Annotated in this window: 13 protein-coding genes and 2 pseudogenes; 1 reads left to right on the forward strand and 14 read right to left on the reverse strand. The window is 49.7% G+C overall.

The features are described from left to right. Window positions 1-38: 38 nt before the first annotated feature. The 6 genes from GYMC10_RS16105 to GYMC10_RS16130 form a co-directional block, all read right to left on the reverse strand. A complete protein-coding gene (locus tag GYMC10_RS16105; RefSeq protein WP_015735484.1) occupies window positions 39-1,577 on the reverse strand; it encodes an extracellular solute-binding protein in 1,539 nt (512 codons plus the stop codon). 33 nt (window positions 1,578-1,610) lie between these two features. Next, complete coding sequence (locus tag GYMC10_RS16110) at window positions 1,611-2,471, reverse strand: carbohydrate ABC transporter permease (protein WP_015735485.1); 861 nt, start codon at window positions 2,469-2,471, stop codon at window positions 1,611-1,613. Then, complete coding sequence (locus GYMC10_RS16115) at window positions 2,465-3,367, reverse strand: ABC transporter permease (RefSeq protein WP_176502431.1); 903 nt, start codon at window positions 3,365-3,367, stop codon at window positions 2,465-2,467. Before GYMC10_RS16115 ends, GYMC10_RS16110 begins: the two co-directional genes overlap by 7 nt. 283 nt (window positions 3,368-3,650) lie before the next feature. Further along, the gene (locus GYMC10_RS16120; protein ID WP_015735487.1) at window positions 3,651-5,432 is read right to left on the reverse strand and encodes a sensor histidine kinase; all 1,782 of its coding nucleotides are present in this window, start codon (window positions 5,430-5,432) and stop codon (window positions 3,651-3,653) included. Window positions 5,433-5,473: 41 nt separating this feature from the next. Next, entirely contained in the window at window positions 5,474-7,018 is a 1,545-nt protein-coding gene (locus tag GYMC10_RS16125; RefSeq protein ID WP_015735488.1) for a response regulator, read from the reverse strand. A 54-nt stretch (window positions 7,019-7,072) separates the two neighbouring features. Further along, window positions 7,073-9,325: an FAD-dependent oxidoreductase gene (locus GYMC10_RS16130; RefSeq protein WP_015735489.1), complete on the reverse strand. Its 2,253-nt coding sequence runs from the start codon at window positions 9,323-9,325 to the stop codon at window positions 7,073-7,075. Window positions 9,326-9,442: 117 nt separating this feature from the next. Between GYMC10_RS16130 and GYMC10_RS16135 the strand changes: the two genes are divergently transcribed. Beyond that, the gene (locus GYMC10_RS16135) at window positions 9,443-10,285 is read left to right on the forward strand and encodes a helix-turn-helix domain-containing protein (RefSeq protein ID WP_015735490.1); all 843 of its coding nucleotides are present in this window, start codon (window positions 9,443-9,445) and stop codon (window positions 10,283-10,285) included. 80 nt (window positions 10,286-10,365) lie between these two features. Here GYMC10_RS16135 and GYMC10_RS33315 read toward each other — a convergent pair whose 3' ends face one another. The 8 genes and pseudogenes from GYMC10_RS33315 to GYMC10_RS16175 all read right to left on the reverse strand — a co-directional run bounded on the left by GYMC10_RS33315 (window position 10,366) and on the right by GYMC10_RS16175 (window position 18,177). Next, complete coding sequence (locus GYMC10_RS33315; protein WP_144374250.1) at window positions 10,366-10,521, reverse strand: hypothetical protein; 156 nt, start codon at window positions 10,519-10,521, stop codon at window positions 10,366-10,368. A gap of 435 nt (window positions 10,522-10,956) precedes the next feature. After that, entirely contained in the window at window positions 10,957-11,343 is a 387-nt protein-coding gene (locus GYMC10_RS16145; protein ID WP_041622196.1) for a DUF1259 domain-containing protein, read from the reverse strand. A 568-nt stretch (window positions 11,344-11,911) separates the two neighbouring features. Then, window positions 11,912-12,228 (reverse strand): annotated as a pseudogene (locus GYMC10_RS33320) (divergent polysaccharide deacetylase family protein). 150 nt (window positions 12,229-12,378) lie between these two features. Further along, on the reverse strand, window positions 12,379-12,942 hold the full coding sequence (locus GYMC10_RS16155; RefSeq protein WP_015735492.1) for a dihydrofolate reductase family protein: 564 nt from the start codon (window positions 12,940-12,942) through the stop codon (window positions 12,379-12,381). A gap of 144 nt (window positions 12,943-13,086) precedes the next feature. After that, window positions 13,087-13,638: a dihydrofolate reductase family protein gene (locus tag GYMC10_RS16160; protein WP_015735493.1), complete on the reverse strand. Its 552-nt coding sequence runs from the start codon at window positions 13,636-13,638 to the stop codon at window positions 13,087-13,089. Window positions 13,639-13,952: 314 nt separating this feature from the next. Continuing rightward, window positions 13,953-14,210 (reverse strand): annotated as a pseudogene (locus GYMC10_RS33040) (zinc-binding dehydrogenase); the annotation flags it as partial. A 302-nt stretch (window positions 14,211-14,512) separates the two neighbouring features. After that, window positions 14,513-15,772, reverse strand: a complete 1,260-nt coding sequence (locus GYMC10_RS16165) for an FAD-binding protein (protein ID WP_015735494.1) — start codon at window positions 15,770-15,772, stop codon at window positions 14,513-14,515. 686 nt (window positions 15,773-16,458) lie between these two features. Continuing rightward, window positions 16,459-18,177, reverse strand: coding sequence for a response regulator (locus GYMC10_RS16175; protein ID WP_015735495.1), 1,719 nt, complete (start codon window positions 18,175-18,177; stop codon window positions 16,459-16,461). Window positions 18,178-18,179: the final 2 nt, after the last annotated feature.

Consider the following 18,179-nt stretch of genomic DNA (forward strand, 5'->3'; position numbering starts at 1 on the left):
ACCTGCATCGAATGAGGTCGGCCTTTCGTTCCCGTTATTTAGTCCCCGTAACCGAGCGCCTTGAGCTGATCCATGGCGCTGTCCATTAACGCTTTGTAGTTCATGGACGTTTCCAGCGTCTTGATAAAGTCATCGTATTCGGTCAATGGACGTTTATCGTAAATAAACTTCGCGATCTCCTCTTCCATGTACCGATTCGCATCGGCAGGGTTATACCCCTCCGGATTGTCGACAAATCCGTTCAACGCTTCAATACGGGGTTGATCGTTCGCGAATTCGATTGCAGCCGATTGTGCGGCGAACTTCGCTTGCAAATACTCCATTTCCGGTCTGCCGGTGAATTGGTACAGCCAAGAATGGCCGACTTCGCCCGCTTTGTCCGTCATCTTCGGCTTGCCGTCCTCAAGTGTGAAGTGCGTATCCTTCACCCCGAACTGCACGAGCAGCGAGCCTCCGTCCGGATTCGAAATATAGTTGAGCAGATCGAACACCCGCTGCAGTTTCTCCGGGTCTTTCTCAAGCGCTTTCGGAATGGCATATCTCCCAGGCGCCGCGCCGATATCCCACGAACCGTCGAATTGTCCTCCTGTACCAGAAGGAGCGGCGATTTGCAGCCATTCCGCATTCGGATTAACGGTTTTGATCTGTTCCACGAACTGCTCCTTCGTCATGTTGGGCCAATCGATATAGACGATGCCCGCCTGCCCTTTGATCGCCTTCTCCTGATGCTGCAAACCGCTGTTGGCCAGCAGCTCCGGATCAACCGATCCGGATCCAATCATGTCCTTAATAAAGGCCAGAGCATCCTTCATTGCCGGTTCATGCAGCGAATTGACGACTTTGCCATCCTTCTCGTAGAAGTTGCCTGGCATTCCGACGCCGAAGGCTCCGAAAACGGTCGAGAATGCGCTCAGCTTGCTGCCCGTTAGACCAAAGGTGTCCGGCTTTCCATTTCCATCCGGATCGTTCTTCGTGAATGCTTCCGCTACGGAAGCCAACTGCTCCACGGTCGTCGGCACTTCCAGCTTCAGCTTGTCGAGCCAATCCTTGCGGATCCATAAGGTGTTGTAAGGGATTTGCGGAGATTTGGAGATGCCATATACTTTCCCGTCGACCATCCCCTTCTTGACGCTGTCCTCCCCGATGAACGCTACCGTTTGCTCCAGCTTATCCATATACGGCGTCAGATCAAGCAGCAGCCCTTGCTTGGAAAATTGAATGAGCTGCTGCCGGTCGACCATGAACAGGTCGGGAAAGTTCCCCGAGGACATCCGAACGTTTAGTTGATTGTTGTAATCGTCCGCTGCTGGATACACGGTCAAGTTCAGGTCGATATTCAGCGCCTTATCCAATTCCTGCTTAATCATGTCTTTGTCGGGCGACGGAAGATTGTTCCCCGTCTCGATAATGTCGAGCTTAACCGGTTTGCCGCTAGGCTGCTCCGTCGTTTCCGCTCCGGGCTTGGCTGTAGCGCCCGTTTGGTTCCCTGGATTATCGCCGCTGTTCCCCCCCGAACAAGCCGTAAGCATGGCCCCCACTAATGAAACGGCTACTAGCAAAGTCCCTAATTTCTTCATGATCTTATCCCCTCTCTGAATTGGTTTCATCGGTTAACCTTTAATCGAACCAAGCAGCATCCCTTTTGTAAAATGCTTTTGAAGAAACGGATAGATCACGATGACCGGCAAGCTCGCAATCATGACGGATGCCATTTGCATCGTCTGCGTCGGCATCATATTTTCCGCGTTCTCCAGCGGCTGCTGGCTTTGCATCAGAATTTCCCGGACGACGACCTGCAGCGGATACAGCGTGCGATCGGTCACATAAAAAATCGCTTGAAAAAACTCGTTCCAATGGCCGACCAGGTAAAACAATCCAACCGTCAGCAAGACAGGAACGGAAAGCGGCGTAACGATTTGCAGCAGGATGCGGAACTCTTTGGCTCCATCCATTCGGGCCGACTCGAACAGCTCCTCCGGGAGCCCTTCAAAAAAGCTTTTCATAATAAGAACGTTAAAGCTCCAGACTGCATTCGGCAGAATCATCGCCCAGATCGAATCGAGCAGCCCCATCGACTTAACGACCAGATAGGTCGGAATAAGCCCTCCGCTGAACAACAAGGTGAACACGATCATGAGAAGAAAAAAGTTTCTTCCCGGCAAATTCCGGCGACTAAGCGGGTACGCCATCAGTCCCGTCAAGACGAGATTGACCGCTGTTCCGATCACCGTAATGAGAACGGTTATTTGGAACGCCTTCGGAATATTGGACTCCGTCAGCAGCGTGCGGTAAGCGGAAAACGTAATTTCCTTCGGGAACAATATGAATCCGCCGTTACGCAGCACTTCTCCGAACGGAGTGATGGATACGGATACGACATAAAGGATCGGCAGAATGGCGACAAGTCCGCATATTCCGAGAATGACGTATATGATTGCGTTAAAAATTTTATCATCGAGGCCTCTTACCATATGCCCTCACCCCATTTCTTCGCCACACGGTTAGCTCCTAGCACAAGGATGAGTCCGATGACCGATTTGAACAATCCGACTGCCGACGCCAAACTGAAATTAAGCTGCTGCAGACCGGTTCGGTAAACCCATGTGTCGATGATGTCCGCAACCGGGTATACCTGAATATTGTACAGAATGTAAATTTGATCAAAGCCTGCATCAAGCAGATGGCCAAGCTTCAGAACGAACAGCAGGACGATAATGCTTCTAATGCCAGGAAGCGTAATATGCCAGATCATTCGCATTCGGCTCGCACCATCCACTTTCGCCGCCTCGTAAAGCGTCGGATCGATGCCCGCCATCGCGGCTAAATAGATAATCGCACCCCAGCCGAGATTTTGCCATACCTCCGATCCAACCAGTATGCTGCGGAAATATTCCGTCGAGGTCAGAAACGGGATCGAGCTTCCCCCCGCTTCCACAATCCAGCGGTTGATGAGACCGCCGTTCTGGGAGAAGAGCGTCAAAAGAATGCCGAAAATAATGACCCAAGACAAGAAGTGCGGCATGTAGGTCAGCGTTTGTACAATCGACTTCAGCCAGCGAATGCGGCATTCGTTCAGCAGTATGGCCAGCATGATCGGCGGCAGCGTCCCCCATAACAGCTTGTAGAGGCTGATCAAAAGCGTATTGGTCAGCAGTTGACTGAAGTAAGGCGACTCGTAAAAGCTCTGAAAATGCTTATACCACGGATCAACCCACGAGCTGCCCGTTATGCCGTCCAGGATTGCAAAATCTTTGAAAGCGATAATGACTCCGTACATCGGGAAGTACCGAAATATGACAAAATAAATAATGCCGGGCAGCAGCATGATGTAAAAGGCTTTAAACCGCCATGCTAACTTTAAAATCATGAGCAGCCTTGTCCGCAGAGAAAACCGTATCCGAGGGGCTGGCGTTAGGCTATGATTGGCTTCCATCGTATCCCTCCCTAGTGTGAATGCGCTTCCAATTAAGGTAAGTATAAAGGTCCTGACGTCTCCTCGATATACACAAAAACGTAAAAAATGTAAGCATTTCCTTCATCATCATTAACATCGAACATGGATCCAACTGCATCAATATCAACGATAAATGAGTAAAGGCTGTCACGAATGGTCTGAAGAAACCACGTGACAGCCTTGGTATCGTTATTGGTTAACGCCAAATACCTAATCGTTCGTCGCTTTCCGTCAGGACGGGCATATCGACGCGGATAACAGTACCTGCCCCTTCCGCGCTTCCGATCCGCAAGCCGTACGCCTCTCCGTGATGGATCCGAATCCGCTCATGTACGTTCCGCAGCCCGATGCCCGTAAACCGGTACATGGAGCCCTGCCCACCGTCCTGATTTTCCAACAGCAGCCTCCTCCGCTTCTCCTGCCTGATGCCTATCCCGTTATCGCGCACATAGAGTCTCAGAATCCCCTTCCTCAGCCCGCCATTCACGACGATAAGCCCGCCGTGATTCGGCGTTAGTCCATGGAAGAGTGCATTTTCTACGAGCGGCTGCAGCGTAAGCTTAAGTATGCGATACTGCAGAAGATCAGGATTGATATCAATCCTAAACTGATATTGTTCCCCAAAGCGCACCTGCTGAATATGCATGTACATTCGCAGCCCTTCCAGCTCCTCCTCAAGGGATACGTATTCTGATTGCTTGTCGAAGCTGAAGCTTAACAGCTTGACCAGTGAACGAATCGTATCGCGTAACTCGTCGATACGCTGCTGCTTTGCCAAGCTGCTTATGCAGGCAAGGGTATTATACAGAAAATGGGGCGCAATCTGGCTTCGCAGCATCTTCAGCTCGTATTCCTTCTTCTGCTCCTCCGCATTTTTCGTCTTTTGGAGCAGGCTCTGAATCCTCTCGAGCATGGCATTGTAGCTCTGCGTTAGCTTGCCGATTTCGTCCATTCTCGTAACAGGCAGCTTCGCCACAACCTCAAAGTTGTTAAGACGGTCCATCTTCTCGACAAATCGGCGAATCGGATGTGTGAACGATCGGCTGAGCAGATACGCACTGATCAGAAGCATAATGATCCATACGATACTCGCGGTCCGGTAGTTGTTGTTCAGCCTCTGAAGGTCCTGATAGAAATAATCCTCTTCGATGAACGCCGCAAGCGACCAGCCTAGACGGTTTTTGGACGACTTCACGGCAACGAGCGGATTCAAAGAATCCCCTTCTATGCCGCTGACGCCGACTTTGAGCAAGGCGAGCTGCCCGCGAAAGCTCTCCTCCAGCTTCGGCGGATACGAGGCGGCTTGGAAGGGGAGCAGCTTATCGCGGGAATCCAGCCGATTAATGACGCTGCCTTCCTTCGTGAACAGTATATAAGATTGATAGATCATCGGCGCAATACGCTCTGTGAGCAAATCGAGATTAAGTTCGGCGACTACGACACCCTTCAACTTTTTGCCAGCATCCGCAATAGGCAGTACGTAAGCAAGCGTTCGCCCCGACATTGGCGAATCATAAGGTTCGCTCACGTTAATGGCCCCGTAGTTAATAAGCGCCAGCTCATAGAGCTGGTTCAGATTTGGATTGCCGATGATGTCATAAACGACCTGCGAGCTTGCAAATACTTGGCCGTCAGCTCGAATCATGTACAAAGTTCTGGCGATGGAGTTGTTAATCCCCGCAAACTTGCGAAGCGTCTCGACGGCTGCCTCCTCATTCCCTTCCTCCAGCAAATCGGCGCGGGTCGAGAGTAGCAGCAGCATATTTTCCACATTGTCCAAACTTGCATCGATATATTGATTCGTCCGGCTGACGAGCAGCTCTGCATCGCGAATGACTTGATTCTGAAGCAGACTTTCAGCCTCGTGGAGGTTTCGCCATGCAAGCACTTGAACGAGCAGCAGCGTCACGATGAACAAATAAATAAACTGCTTGGTAGCGAGACCAAGGCTGGCATACCAATGAAACAGTTTCGTCATTATCCCCCTTCTTTCGCGCCCGTTCTGACGCTCCCATGCTCTCAGCCATTCCGTTTATAGTCCGTCGGCGATACCCCGGTCCAATTTCGAAACGTAACGGTAAAATAGCGGTAGCTCGGAATGCCGACCTCTTCCGCGATCTCATATACCTTCTTATTCGAATGCCTAAGAAGCTCAATCGCCTTCTCCATACGAAGACGGGTAATATACTGATTGACCGTACTCCCCGTTTCCTCGCGAAACAATTTGCTGATATAGTGTGGGCTCAATCCTACCTGCTCTGCAATAACGGGCAGTGAGATCGGCTCCTTGAGATGGTCTTTGATCCATTGCACGGCCAACCGAATCTCAAAGCGCGAACGCGACTTCCCTAGCTCGACAGCTTCCATAACCTGAACAATATTGGTAATCATCTCGGCTAACGTTCCTGCGTCCATTAATAGCCCCATACGGACTGCGCTTAGGTCAGCGCCCTCTTGCTGCCTGTGCCAGTCAACCTGCCAATGGAGTATCCGTTCCTTCAGTTGACTTGGCTTCACTCGCTCAGCGATGCACCAATCCCTGAACTCGCCAAGCAAGCATTCCTTCAAGCTCGCAAGAGACAATGATGCTTTTCTCAGCATCTCGTTTAATTCCTTCGTTTTCTTTTCCGTCAGATCCGATAGAGGCAGCGAATGCTGCGCGTACACAGCGCTTTCCTCGGGACATCGGTCGTAAAACAGCGCATCTTTCCACTGGTTCGAATAGGCGAGCGCCGATGCAATTTCTTCCTTCGATGCGACCGGTTTGCTAAATAGGGCACATACTGTCGCCCACCGTCCCTGCTTGGTCTCTTCCCTATTCAACAGCTCCGTCAAATGCTGAACGACCGTGCGGAGTGACTCTAGAACAGCATTGGCAGAAGTTCTGCCTTCAAGCAGAACAAAATATTCCCGCTCCCGTACCGTCAGCCAAGTCAGCCAAGTTGGATCCCTTTTTTCCTGCTCGGTCAGTCTCTGCCGAACCGTTTCCTTCACGGGTAGATAGGCAAATGGAGGAATGTCTAGCTGAAGTCGTACCAGCCGAATCGGACGATCTACGCTTAGCGTCATCGATTGCCAATCGGAGCCGGCTGGCTCTTGCCCATGAAGCAGCTTGCCGAATAAGGCGGCTTGCAGCTGCCTCTGTTCCCTTCTCGCATGCTCCAGCACCATGCGCTCCTTGACGACCGCAGCTCTCACTTTGTCCATCGCCTGCTTAAGCTCTTCTTCCTCCAATGACACCTTCAAAATATATTCAAGCGCTCCAAGACGGAGCGCTTCTTGTACGTAATGAAAATCGCTGTGACAGGTTAACAATATGATCTGAACGTGCGGGTGCCGCTTCCGGAGTTCCCGAATGAGAGCAATGCCGTCCATAACCGGCATCGTAATATCCGTTATCACGACATCTGGCGTGCGTTCAGCACATAGCTGCATCGCTTCCGAGCCGTTGCTCGCTTCCCCTATCCATTCGGCTCCGCACGCCTCCCATGGAAATAGCCGAAGCTCTTGCCGCAGAGGAATTTCATCTTCGACGATCAATACGCCAAGCGGCTTTATGACCATGATATCCTCTCCTTTACGCCCTATAATGAAAGCGCTGTCATTTATTTTATTCCATTATAGAGCATAAACTCTTATTTCGGCAACCTCCGCGCGTGGTCCTCCGTTCGTTTCGTCGATCCATAGTCTAATCGTATGCGACGAGATGGAACGGCTGAGCTTATGCACTTTTTTGCGCTTATGGTTGTGCTTCTCTTCAACCAGTGTAACCCACTCCTCACCGATGAGCGCCTCGATCCGATAAGCTCGGACGAGCTCGGGAATCGCTTCGAAAGCTGTGCGATGATGGTGCAAATTGATTAAATCTTCATTAACGTCGTCGTTAAAGGTGACGTGGATCTCGGCGATCGATTGCACTTCAGCCCACTCCAGCTGCAGCCATTCCGGTTTGCCTGGAGACATCGGCTCGGACATCCATAAATGCGGACCGGCGAACGGCCGAATATACCCGTCCGTCACCGCTGCGGCAGCGTACGCTTCCGTATTTGGCGTAACCTGCAGACACAGCGGCTTGCGGTTCCAACGGCGCATGCTCCACTGTACGACCGGCTGATCCGGTTGACGATCCTCTAAAAGCGTAGAGACGATCGGCTTTGGTCCCTTCTCAAAGCACAGCACGCCGGTCATCGGACAATCCGATCCGTGTAGCTGAATCGCTTCGTTCGCCTTAATAATAAGGAATGCATTACAGGCTGCATCGGGCTGCCAAAATAAGTCCAGCTTAACCCACTGCCCGGTACCTTCGGCTACTGACACCGATGCTTCAGCTACCATCTGCTTTGGCACGTAGTTTTCACCTTTATCCGTATGCCACAGCTCCACTTCAAGAGTAGCAGCCTTTGCCGCATCGATCAGCAGCTTCACTGATTCAAGCGAGGGATTCACTGGAAACAGGATGCCCAGTTCTTTATCCAACGGGTGCGTATAGGTTGAGTCCGTCAGCGAAACTTTGGTCATTGTGCTGGATGCCGTAATACGGGCCGACTTGGCGTGATCGTAAGGGTCGTCTGCCGCGATCCCGATAATCGACGCATCCTGCCTGAGCATCGTCTGCTGCAGGTCGTTCATATGGTCACGGTGCAGCGCACGCGGCGATATCCCTTTCTGCACGCACAGTGCGGCACCGCTTCCGGCTGCTTCGCCGATGACCGCACAGGTTGCCATTACCCTCGTGGTACCGAATGCGACGTGAGTTGCGCTGATATCGCGGCCTGCGAACATCAGATTGCTGACGTTGCTGGAGTACAGACACCGAAATGGAATATGATAGATGCCGTCCGAAAATAAATGCTTTGAACCGCTCTCTGTCGAATACATGCCTTGCGGCGGATGAAGATCTATCGACCAGCCTCCGAAGGCGATGCGATCGGTGAAGGGCTCCTGCGCGATAATATCGTTTTGGTTCAACATATAATCTCCTGTGAATCGGCGATACTCCCGTTTGCCAGGGAGCGATCCGACCCATTCCAGCGTCATGCGATCGGCATCGAAATTGCCGGAGTTTTTGATATAATCCCATACCCCGTAAATGACCGACCAGAGCTCATCGCGTATTCGTTCATTATCATGCACCGTATCCAGCTCGCCGCCCCATTCGATCCACCAATAGTGGCAGCCTGAGTCGCCGCTGCGAATGACCCGCTTCATCGGGATCGCCGTTTGCGTAATGTCCTTCGCAAAGCTCGGCGGAATGTACTTGACCGGCCGATCGGCTTCCTTCGTATAGAACAGGAGCGTGCTGCCAAGCGTAATATCGTCCGCCGTCTCCGGTGCCCAGTCCTCGTTGTATTCCTCTGCGGCCTCGCGGCCGATCCGATATTTAGCGCCTGCCAAAAAACCCGCAAGGCCATCTCCTGTACAATCTATGTACATATCGCTTTCAAACCGGATTTTCCGCTCGGAGCCCATCATCCAGCCCGTGACCGACTTCATGATGCGCTCCTCCTCCGTGCCCTCTGCTTCGACCTCGTGCACATCCGTATTGAGAAACAAGGCAATGTTCGGCTCTGCTCGGACCGTCTCGAGTACGACGAGATCCCATAAATACGGATTTCCATCCGGGTTCCGGAATTGATTCTCGACGAACATTTCTCCCATGATGCCGGTTTCTCTCGCGTAACGCTGCGTACCATGCGCCGTAGCACCGCATACCCACACCCGTACCTCGCTGCTAGAATTGCCTCCGAGTACGGGTCTGTTGTTCACGAGCGACACGGTTTGGCCAAGACGTGCCGCTGCAACGGCAGCGCATACGCCGGCCAGGCCTCCGCCAATAACGGTAATGTCGGATTTTACTAATTCAAACTTCAATCGAATCCCCCCATGCTTAGAATTACTATCATCTTAATCGAGGGGGTCGTTATTTAACATGCACTGCGCTATCATATTGGCATATACTTTATTTCATTCTGGAGGCGGATTGCCGTGATGATGTTAAATCGAAGCCCCATCCTATATCCTAGTCTAATGCATCATGTCTTTTGGAATCATAAGAAGCAATTTCAATACAGCGTGGACACCTACGGACATTGGGTTCTATTTGCGGTGGAGGGCGGCAGCTTCCGTTATGGGATCGGCGATAGCGAAGGTACGGCGCAGATGGGCGACGTCATCGTTTGTCCGCCGGGCATCGATTTTCATCGCGACGTTATCCATGCGCCGTCCTTTCATTTCATCGGATTTTGGTTAGGCTTTATATCGGGAGAGGCGGTTGAAGGGCAAGAGGCAGTGCAGGACGTCCACCATCGTTTAGCGGCTTCTGCCTACAAGCCCGCCGTCGCGCATAAGGAGAGGTTTGCCGATAATTTGAGATATTTCAAGAGGCAGGACGAAGCTGCCGCGGAGATCGATCAGCGGAGCTATTGGCAAAACCATGCGCTGAACGATATTTGGCTCTTTTGTTTGCAGTCGATAGCGGTCGGTGTGGTTGGCGAAGACAAAAAACCTGCCGATCCTCTGATGGAACAAGCACGGCTCTATATCCAGCAGAACGCCTATAAGGACATGAGCTTACTGGTGCTTGCGGAAGAGCTGGGCATCAGTCCCGTTCAGCTCACCCGCAGATTCACACGAAGCGTGGGGATGACTCCTTCGCGCTATTTAAGCCATATTAGGCTGGAGCAAGCAAAGTCCTTGCTCGTCGATACCCATCTGAATTTAGAGCAGATCGCATTAGCTTGCGGCTTCAATAATGGCTTCTACCTCAGCCGCGTGTTCACGAAGCTGATGAAAGTCAGTCCTTCCGCTTACCGGAAAACGAACCGGGTCTAATGCCTGCAACAATCCCCTCAATTCAATAGAAGGAAGCGACAGGACAAATACACTTCCTTGTTCCGAGCTTTCCCTAATCGTTAGCTGCCTGCCTTGAGCTTGCGCCAACTGCCTGCGAACGTATGGCCAAGACCTGGCCGCGAACGGCATGCTTCTTGTTCTCGCCGCGGATGAACCGCTCGAAGATATTCTTCCTGTTGCGGCAGTGGTATGCCTTGACCGTTGTCAGACACCACGCATCGTCTCTCTCGCTTAAGAAGACGGAGATGCTAAGCGGCCGATCCGGATGAAGGGACTGTACGATATTATTGAGTAAAACCCGTAATGTCTTCCAGTCCTTCTTCCATTTTGAATTCCTCATTTGCCTGTATATCCGTTTCATCCCTTTGTTCATCAACGTTTCAAATCATTTTTATTGCTTGCAAGGCCACATGAGGCAGTGTATGTGAGACGGGTACAAAACTGGGACAGATGATCCTTCAACTCTCAGTCTTCTGTCCTGAACAGGTAGAGCGAAGGCCGCTTGCATTGCAGGTGGCTTTACTTGCTCTTCCCCCTTCTAGAACAACTAAAAAGCGGTACCACGCGCTTCGGTGTAGTTGGATTTTAATTATATGGTGAATCTAGTAGCCACCACGGCTAAACTGACCAAGCGGAGGCGAGCCTAGTGGTTACAGCAAGTCAAGCGCTCTTCTGACTTTTCTGGCGAAAATGAGCGGCTTTTGTACCGCTTCGATGTTGACATAGATCAATCTGGGGCGCTCGAACAGCCATTCGTTATGAATGGACGAAACGATGATGTCCTGTTTAAGAAGGCTTGCGATAAACCGATCCGTTTCCTTTTGCAACAGGGCAACTCTTCCCAAACACAACGCTCTACCAGTCACAGCATTTAACGATTCAAACGAGAATGATGAGGTTAACATAAACCTTTTCTTTAAAATCGTTGCCTTTACTCGATTCCGCGAAATGGTTGCGACGCATTTTCCGCCTGCAAATCCGGGAGTTCCTCCAATGATTTTGGCAAACCTTCCGCAAATACGTTCATTTCTACTCATGCTCAACCGACTTCCTCCTTAAAAGGGTAGCAGATTCCGGTACTGCTTTTGCTTGACCTGCTTCATTTTCGCTTCGTAATAGGTACCCCTGGCTCAGCGGAGCTTCTGCATTTGAATCGGGGGAATGGCCAACGGGGTAACATATTTTTTGAGCGGCACAGATATATCCTCCTACTGAAGACTAGACATTTGTAGGTTCAAGGCATTCGCCCTGAAGTCCTGATATAGTCTAATGCCGCATCGGAGAAGCGCGATACGTACAGCAGCCTACGGATATCATTTATTTTATTACGCTAAACTTGCGAAAGAGAAGATTTTGATAAGGCTGTTGTTTTGGAGACCATTGATCAATAAGCTCTGTGGGGTACGCCTATATATTAATTCATATGAAGAGACCCCACCTGAATTATACAGGCAGGGTCTTCGTCATGCGTGAAGTATTATACGAAGGCGTCACAGCAATCCGATTCCACCTCCCGTTCTCGATTTTGCTTGCCCTAGTACGCACGCAGCGGATCAGGCCGCCAGCTTGAATGCTCTCTGACCAGATCGCTGATCCTGACAAACTCTACTCTTTTATGGAGCTCCGGAATGGATTTTTCTGCGCTTCTGCCGTACGAATTCCGTACACGCCTACATGGCCTATTGCAATACAGAATGTCCGCTCTTCCGCTTGCTGTGCTGCGGTGAGGAGCTGCTTGCTCACGTGTTGTACGGTATGAACATCATCCAGGTATATATCGTTGGCAATGAAGCCATTCCCTTCGCCACAGCCAGTTTGCCGACAACGCTGTGGTCATTCGTCTTACTGTCGTTAAAGAACAATCCTCTTGCCCTGCAGACATCGAGCACGATAGACATGATTACGAATAACAAGGTCATCATGGGTTTGTGATCGTTCCTGCCAATGTGATGCTTATTGATTATTTTAAGCACAATAAAAAGCCGCACATTGTGCGACTTTGTTTATATCAGCCTATCGCCATACCGGTATCTGATAACAAGACATCTCTTGTATTCACTCTAGCGTCGTTGTCAGACAATCATGTGGTAGTGAAGATGAACAACGCCGCTTGGAAAGTGGCGCTCACCGAGCAGCTCGAGCCGCATGCAGAGGTTGTCCGGCAATGCTCGTTTACCTCCACCCAAGACGATCGGATTAAGAAGCAGATGACACTCGTCGATCAGTCCCGCTCTCATCGCCTCCCCAGCAAGCTCGGGGCCGCCAATCGTGATATCGGCTCCTGAAGACTCCTTCAGCCTCCGGATCGCTTCAGGATCGAATTCGCGCTCGATCCTAGTCCTGGCGCTTGAAACCGCCAGAAGTGTCCGGGAGAACACGATCTTCTTAGCTGTTCGCCAAATCTGTGCGAATTCCCGTATTACCTCTGGTTGATCATTGGGCTTGGCGCTCGCCGTCTCCCAGTACACCATCGACTCGTACATTCGGCGCCCGTATAGGTAGGTGCCCATCGGCCGCTCGAAGTCAGTCCAGAACGCAAATACCTCGTCATCGGAGATCGTCCACTCGATATTGCCGTGTTCGTCCTCAATGTAACCGTCCAAAGATACGTTTGCTGCGTAGATCAGTTTAGCCATTTCAATAACGCCCTCCAATTTTCAGTTTCCAGCCAGACCAAGTATTCCCCTCTGAATTTGCTCCTTGTAATATAAACGAAGCAGCCGACAAATGTATTTTGGCTCGTATAGCAGTGCCAAGCCGCGGTGATCAGCCAGGCATTGTTATCGAACGGGCGTGTAGTGGAGCACCACGACGCCGGAGCCGAAAGGCTTGGTCTCGGTCAGCTTCAGATTCAGTCGATCACGAACTCCCCCCAATAATTGGGGGCCATGTCCGGCAACGATGGGCTGCACCAGAAAGTGATACTCATCCACTAAGCCTAGTTGTGCCAGGGTGGACCCGAGTCCGGGACCGCCGTTAACGACTAGGTTCTTCCCTTCAGCCATAAGTCGCGGCACCTCCTCGGAAACAGGCCCTTTCAACAAGAAAGAGTTCTGCCACGACACGTGATCCAGCGTCCGCGAAAAGACGTACTTGGGTTTCCGATCGAGCTTGCGTGCGAAGTCGACCAAGAACTGAGGTCCGTCGCCGCTGCTGGCAATGGATGGCCAAGCACTTTCCATCAACTGGTAGATTTCACGTCCGAAAAGCAGACCATCAGACTCGTCCATCAAGTCCATCGTATACTGGTGGAGATCCTCATCCGCAATTACCTGCGTGTGGTCACAGCAACCGTCCAGTGTCACATTCATCATCAGGATTATACGTCCCATATGCAGCCTCCTTATGCCTACATTTTATCATCCAAAAGCAGGCCATGTTTCTCATAGATTGCTGATATGAACAGTCTGGGCCAGACCGAATACAACTTTAGTAAAATGGAGGATAGTAAATTAAACAATTTTGCCCGTTAACTTATTAAGTAGGTTTGTGTTTTAGTCATTGAGGATTTCTGTTACGTTCTTCTAGTCTATTTTCCAAGTCTACTTCTAGTTCATCAAAACAAATTTTTATCCCGCCCTTTGATTCCCAATATCAGATAAACTTCATCGAGACAGTCCCAAGTTAGTTCGTATACTTCACTATCTTAAAAGTGCTGCAGAACGATTTTACCCACTGTCCGGCCTGTCTCCAAAAGAACGTGCGCTTTACGCAGGTTCTCCGCGTTGATTGGCTCCAACTTCTATGCAATGGTCGTCAGTATGATACCTTGGCCCACGAGACGTGCGACTTCATTAAGGAGTTTATGCTGCTCTATCATATCGGCTGTCTGATAGGTGGAGCGTGTGAACATGAATTCCCAAACAAAGGTTGCACTTTTATTCTTAAGAAGTGTCAAATCCAATGTCAACCGCACCGATCGAATTGCAGGACCAGTTCGTAACGATTCCTTTTTCAGAGTGAAGATAGTTGTTTGATAAGGTACGAAGCCAACCTGTATCTATCATTTCTGAGATACATTCTATATCCATACGTTTCCCCTTTCCTTAACTATTGAAGAAGTTAACGGAATATATATTCTGTTTCTAACCAAAAACCTCCAACCCTATATTGCCAGTGGTGGAGGTCTTAACGAATGCAAAAAATTAACATTTTTGTTTCATTCCATTAGATCACTTTTTCTAAAATGGTGATTAATCCTTAACATCAATGCATAATGTAATGATCCAGAAACGTATTTCGAAACTTCCCTATTGGATCGTATCGAAGTAGTAGCTGACGGAAATCAGCTAACCGCTCATACCGAGCTTGTATCATTTCCGACTCCATCGTAAACAGTTTCGCCCAATGTGGGCGTGCTCCAAACGGTTCGAGTTCACGTTCTACAAGCGGAAGTAATTGGCGCACGCGCTCCCAATCCGGCTTCCATGTAAAATGAAAACCAACACTGTCTTGCCGGTAGCATGGGCTCATCCAAAAGGTATCCGATGCAATGGTTCGAATCTCGGAGATAAAGAGCAGAGGCGCAATTCTATCACGCAGTTTACCTAGCGCACGCATTGCCTCGACCGCATGACGCCTCGGAACGAAATATTCACTTTGCAGTTCGTTGCCCGCGCTGGGGGTAAATTCCATGCGAAAATGAGGCAACCGTTCATACCATGGTCCAGGAGCGCCTAGCTGCTCGCTACAGCTCTCTACAGATTGGCCAGTTACCATATGCCGTTTTTTCGGAGCTGGCAAAGCCCCGAAGAACTCTGGAGATATCTCATCCTCCCCGTTTATTCCCACCTTTTGTTTTACCCACACTTGATTGAATATGGGCTCTGCCCAATCCGTAAACAAGCTGATACTGTATGCGGAAGATAAAATTTCGTCTATGCCATGATCCAGTGCAGAAAAAGGAAGACGATCATATACGGTCTGACTTACCTGAAACGAGGGTACTAAATCCAGTTTAAGCTTTGTGACGACTCCAAGTCCGCCGAGTCCGACAACCGCCCCATCGAACTCGGGATCTATCCCGCGCGTGAGTACCGTTACTTCTCCATCCGATTTCATTAGCTCGATAGCACGTACAGAAGACGCCAGGCTTGCATTCTGATCGCCCGAGCCGTGCGTGGCTGTCGCAACGGCGCCTGCCACGCTGATGTGCGGCAGCGATGCTAAATTATGCAAAGCATAGCCATGATCATCTAAATAGCGGCACAGATCGCCATACCGAATGCCACCTTCGACGGTTACGGTTCTCTGTACACGGTCGAGATCGATTACCCGATTCATCTTTCGAAGCGAAAGATGGCTGCCCCCGGTGTCAGCAATCCCGTTAAAAGAATGGCGCGAGCCAAGCACGCGTATGCTTGTGCGGCTAACAACTAGGTCCTTAACTTCTTCTAGACTTTTAGGCTCAAGCAACTCCATCGAACAGTAGCGATAATTCCCGGCCCAGTTCAGTTTATCTCCCATATGAACGCTCCTATTTAATATGCTGGTTTTTGTCCTGAATCTATTTGATCATTGGTTTACCTGAATATCCAAATACTCCTCACTTCCGTCAAACGGTACTCATAAACTTTCACAAACAGAGGCTATCGCACCTTTGTGTTGATTTACCATTACCTTACAGGAAAATCAACTTAAAACTAGGTATTCGGCATAGCGCACCGCTTTCCTGCCCGTTAGCATAATGAAATTGCATGGTATCGTAGTTAGAAACTTATCTAATCGGCAACCGGACAATGTTCTTGTCCTTGGCTCGGGCCAAGAACTTGTACCGAAAAAAAAGCCGCTAAATTAGCGACTTTTAATGGGATTATGTTCTTGTGCCCGACAAAATAGTAATTTCTCATGGTTGTCGAGTAAGCTAGCTTCTGTTCCCTCTTACGATAGCAGTCTGCATATCCGCAGCCGAGGTGCCCTCGTCAAGAATAAGAATCGGCATGTTTCGAATCAGCGCCCGCGCAACAGCGTTGACCTCGGAAAAATTAGAGCCGTTTTCTCCGACGGCAGACGACAACCCATTTGGCAGTTGCGCAATCAATTTGTCGATCCCGCTCATTTGAACGGCAGACTGGATCTCTTTAAGTCAGGAATTGAAATGGGACACAGTAGATGAGAAGCAACAGCTCTATCCACCCCGCCTGGCAGGCCGGCTATGGCTTTTGAATCATATGCTTTTCCTTGTATTCCTGCGGTGAACAGCCGGTAGCCTTTTTGAAAAAACGAGTAAAAGAGGATGCGGTTTCGTAGCCCACACGGCGGGCAACTTCACCGACTCGAAGATTCTCGCTATGAAGTAAACGCTTCGCTTGCATAAGACGGGTGGAGTCGATAAACTCCGTCAGATTGTTTCCGGTTTCCTGTTTGTAGATGCGGGATAAATATGACGGATTCAAATATACTTGTTCCGCCAATCGCACCAAAGACAGGTCTTCATCCAAATGATTCCGAATGAATTCCTGCAAAAAATCGATGATATGATCCGCGCGTTTTTTCTGCTCTACTTTTTGCATGTCGAACAACACAGACGATAACTCCGTCAAATATAAGGAAGCTTCGCTCCAACTGTCAAAAAAATCGATCCGCATCAGTCTGTTTTGACCCAACTGAGCTTCAATCTTCTCATTGAGTGCCCATCGATTGATATAGGACATCAAATACAGGGACACGGTGTAATAAATTTCCTGGGCAAAAGCATTATTTTTCGTGCGAACGTCTCTGATCGGACCAAGAAGCAGCTCCAAGGCTTCAAAATACTTACTCCTTTGTCCTGCCTCCAGATATTGCTCGATAAGCGAAAGATCGTTGGACTTAAGCACCCGCCCAAGCCTTTCTCCTTCGAGATCCTCTTCCTTCAAACCCTGAACGTTGCCTGCCTCATCGGGTTCATCATGACTAACCGCATCGTCGATCAGAAGAACTGTATTTTCGAGTCCGATCCGGTAATTGAGCAAGTGGTGGAGCGAGTGATACTTATTGGAAACCGATTCCCATCCATCCGCTTGGCTGCCGATTGTAAAGCTGATCGGAAGTCCGATATTTTCCTGGCATGCCGACTGGATGACCTCCAATATTCCTTTAAGGAACGACACTGTTTTATTGAACGTCTGCAGGATCGTCTCCGCATTCTCAGTACCGGTAGCGGACAACGACTCCTTAGGCTGAATAAAAATCACGAATCTGCGACTATCATCCAGCACAATCACAAAATTGACACGGGTGGCTAAGTACCTATGCATGATTTGACGTACGGCATAGATTTGTTGCATCTTCTGCATATAACCGGTAGAGTCGGGGAATTTATCGATCTTGCCCACGACCAGGGCAACCGGCCACTTAACATTCAGCGGGATCGACAATTCTTCGAACTGTGATTGGCTGGCTTGTAACCCGCGGCTGCCTTTTAACATGCCTAGAAGATAATCTTCTTGAAACAAATTCAGCGCTATGTTTATTTGCTCTTTGGCCTCCCGGATCAGATCTTCCGTTTTGATTTCCTGGCGGATTTTTGATACGGTCTCTTCGACCACCTGAATCACTTTGTCGATATTCTCGGTCTTCAGAATATAGCTGACATCCTGATACTGAATCGCTTTGTATACATATCTGAATTCACTGTGCCCTGTCAAAAAAATCACTCTGCACTGAGGCCAGCTTCGAAAAATCTCCTCCATGAGCTGCAGACCGTCAATGTGGGGCATGTCGATATCGGTCAACACGATATCAATTCTTGTACGGTTGAGCCACTCAATGGCTTCTTCTCCCCCATATGCTTTATAGACATCGAGATCCAAATGGTCAAATCCTCGAAAAATTTCATAAAGATGATTCACTATAATCTCTTCGTTATCGACAATCAGGAGTCTGTACATCC

It is taken from the genome of Paenibacillus sp. Y412MC10 (genome assembly GCF_000024685.1).
Lineage (GTDB): Bacteria > Bacillota > Bacilli > Paenibacillales > Paenibacillaceae > Paenibacillus_AQ > Paenibacillus_AQ lautus_A.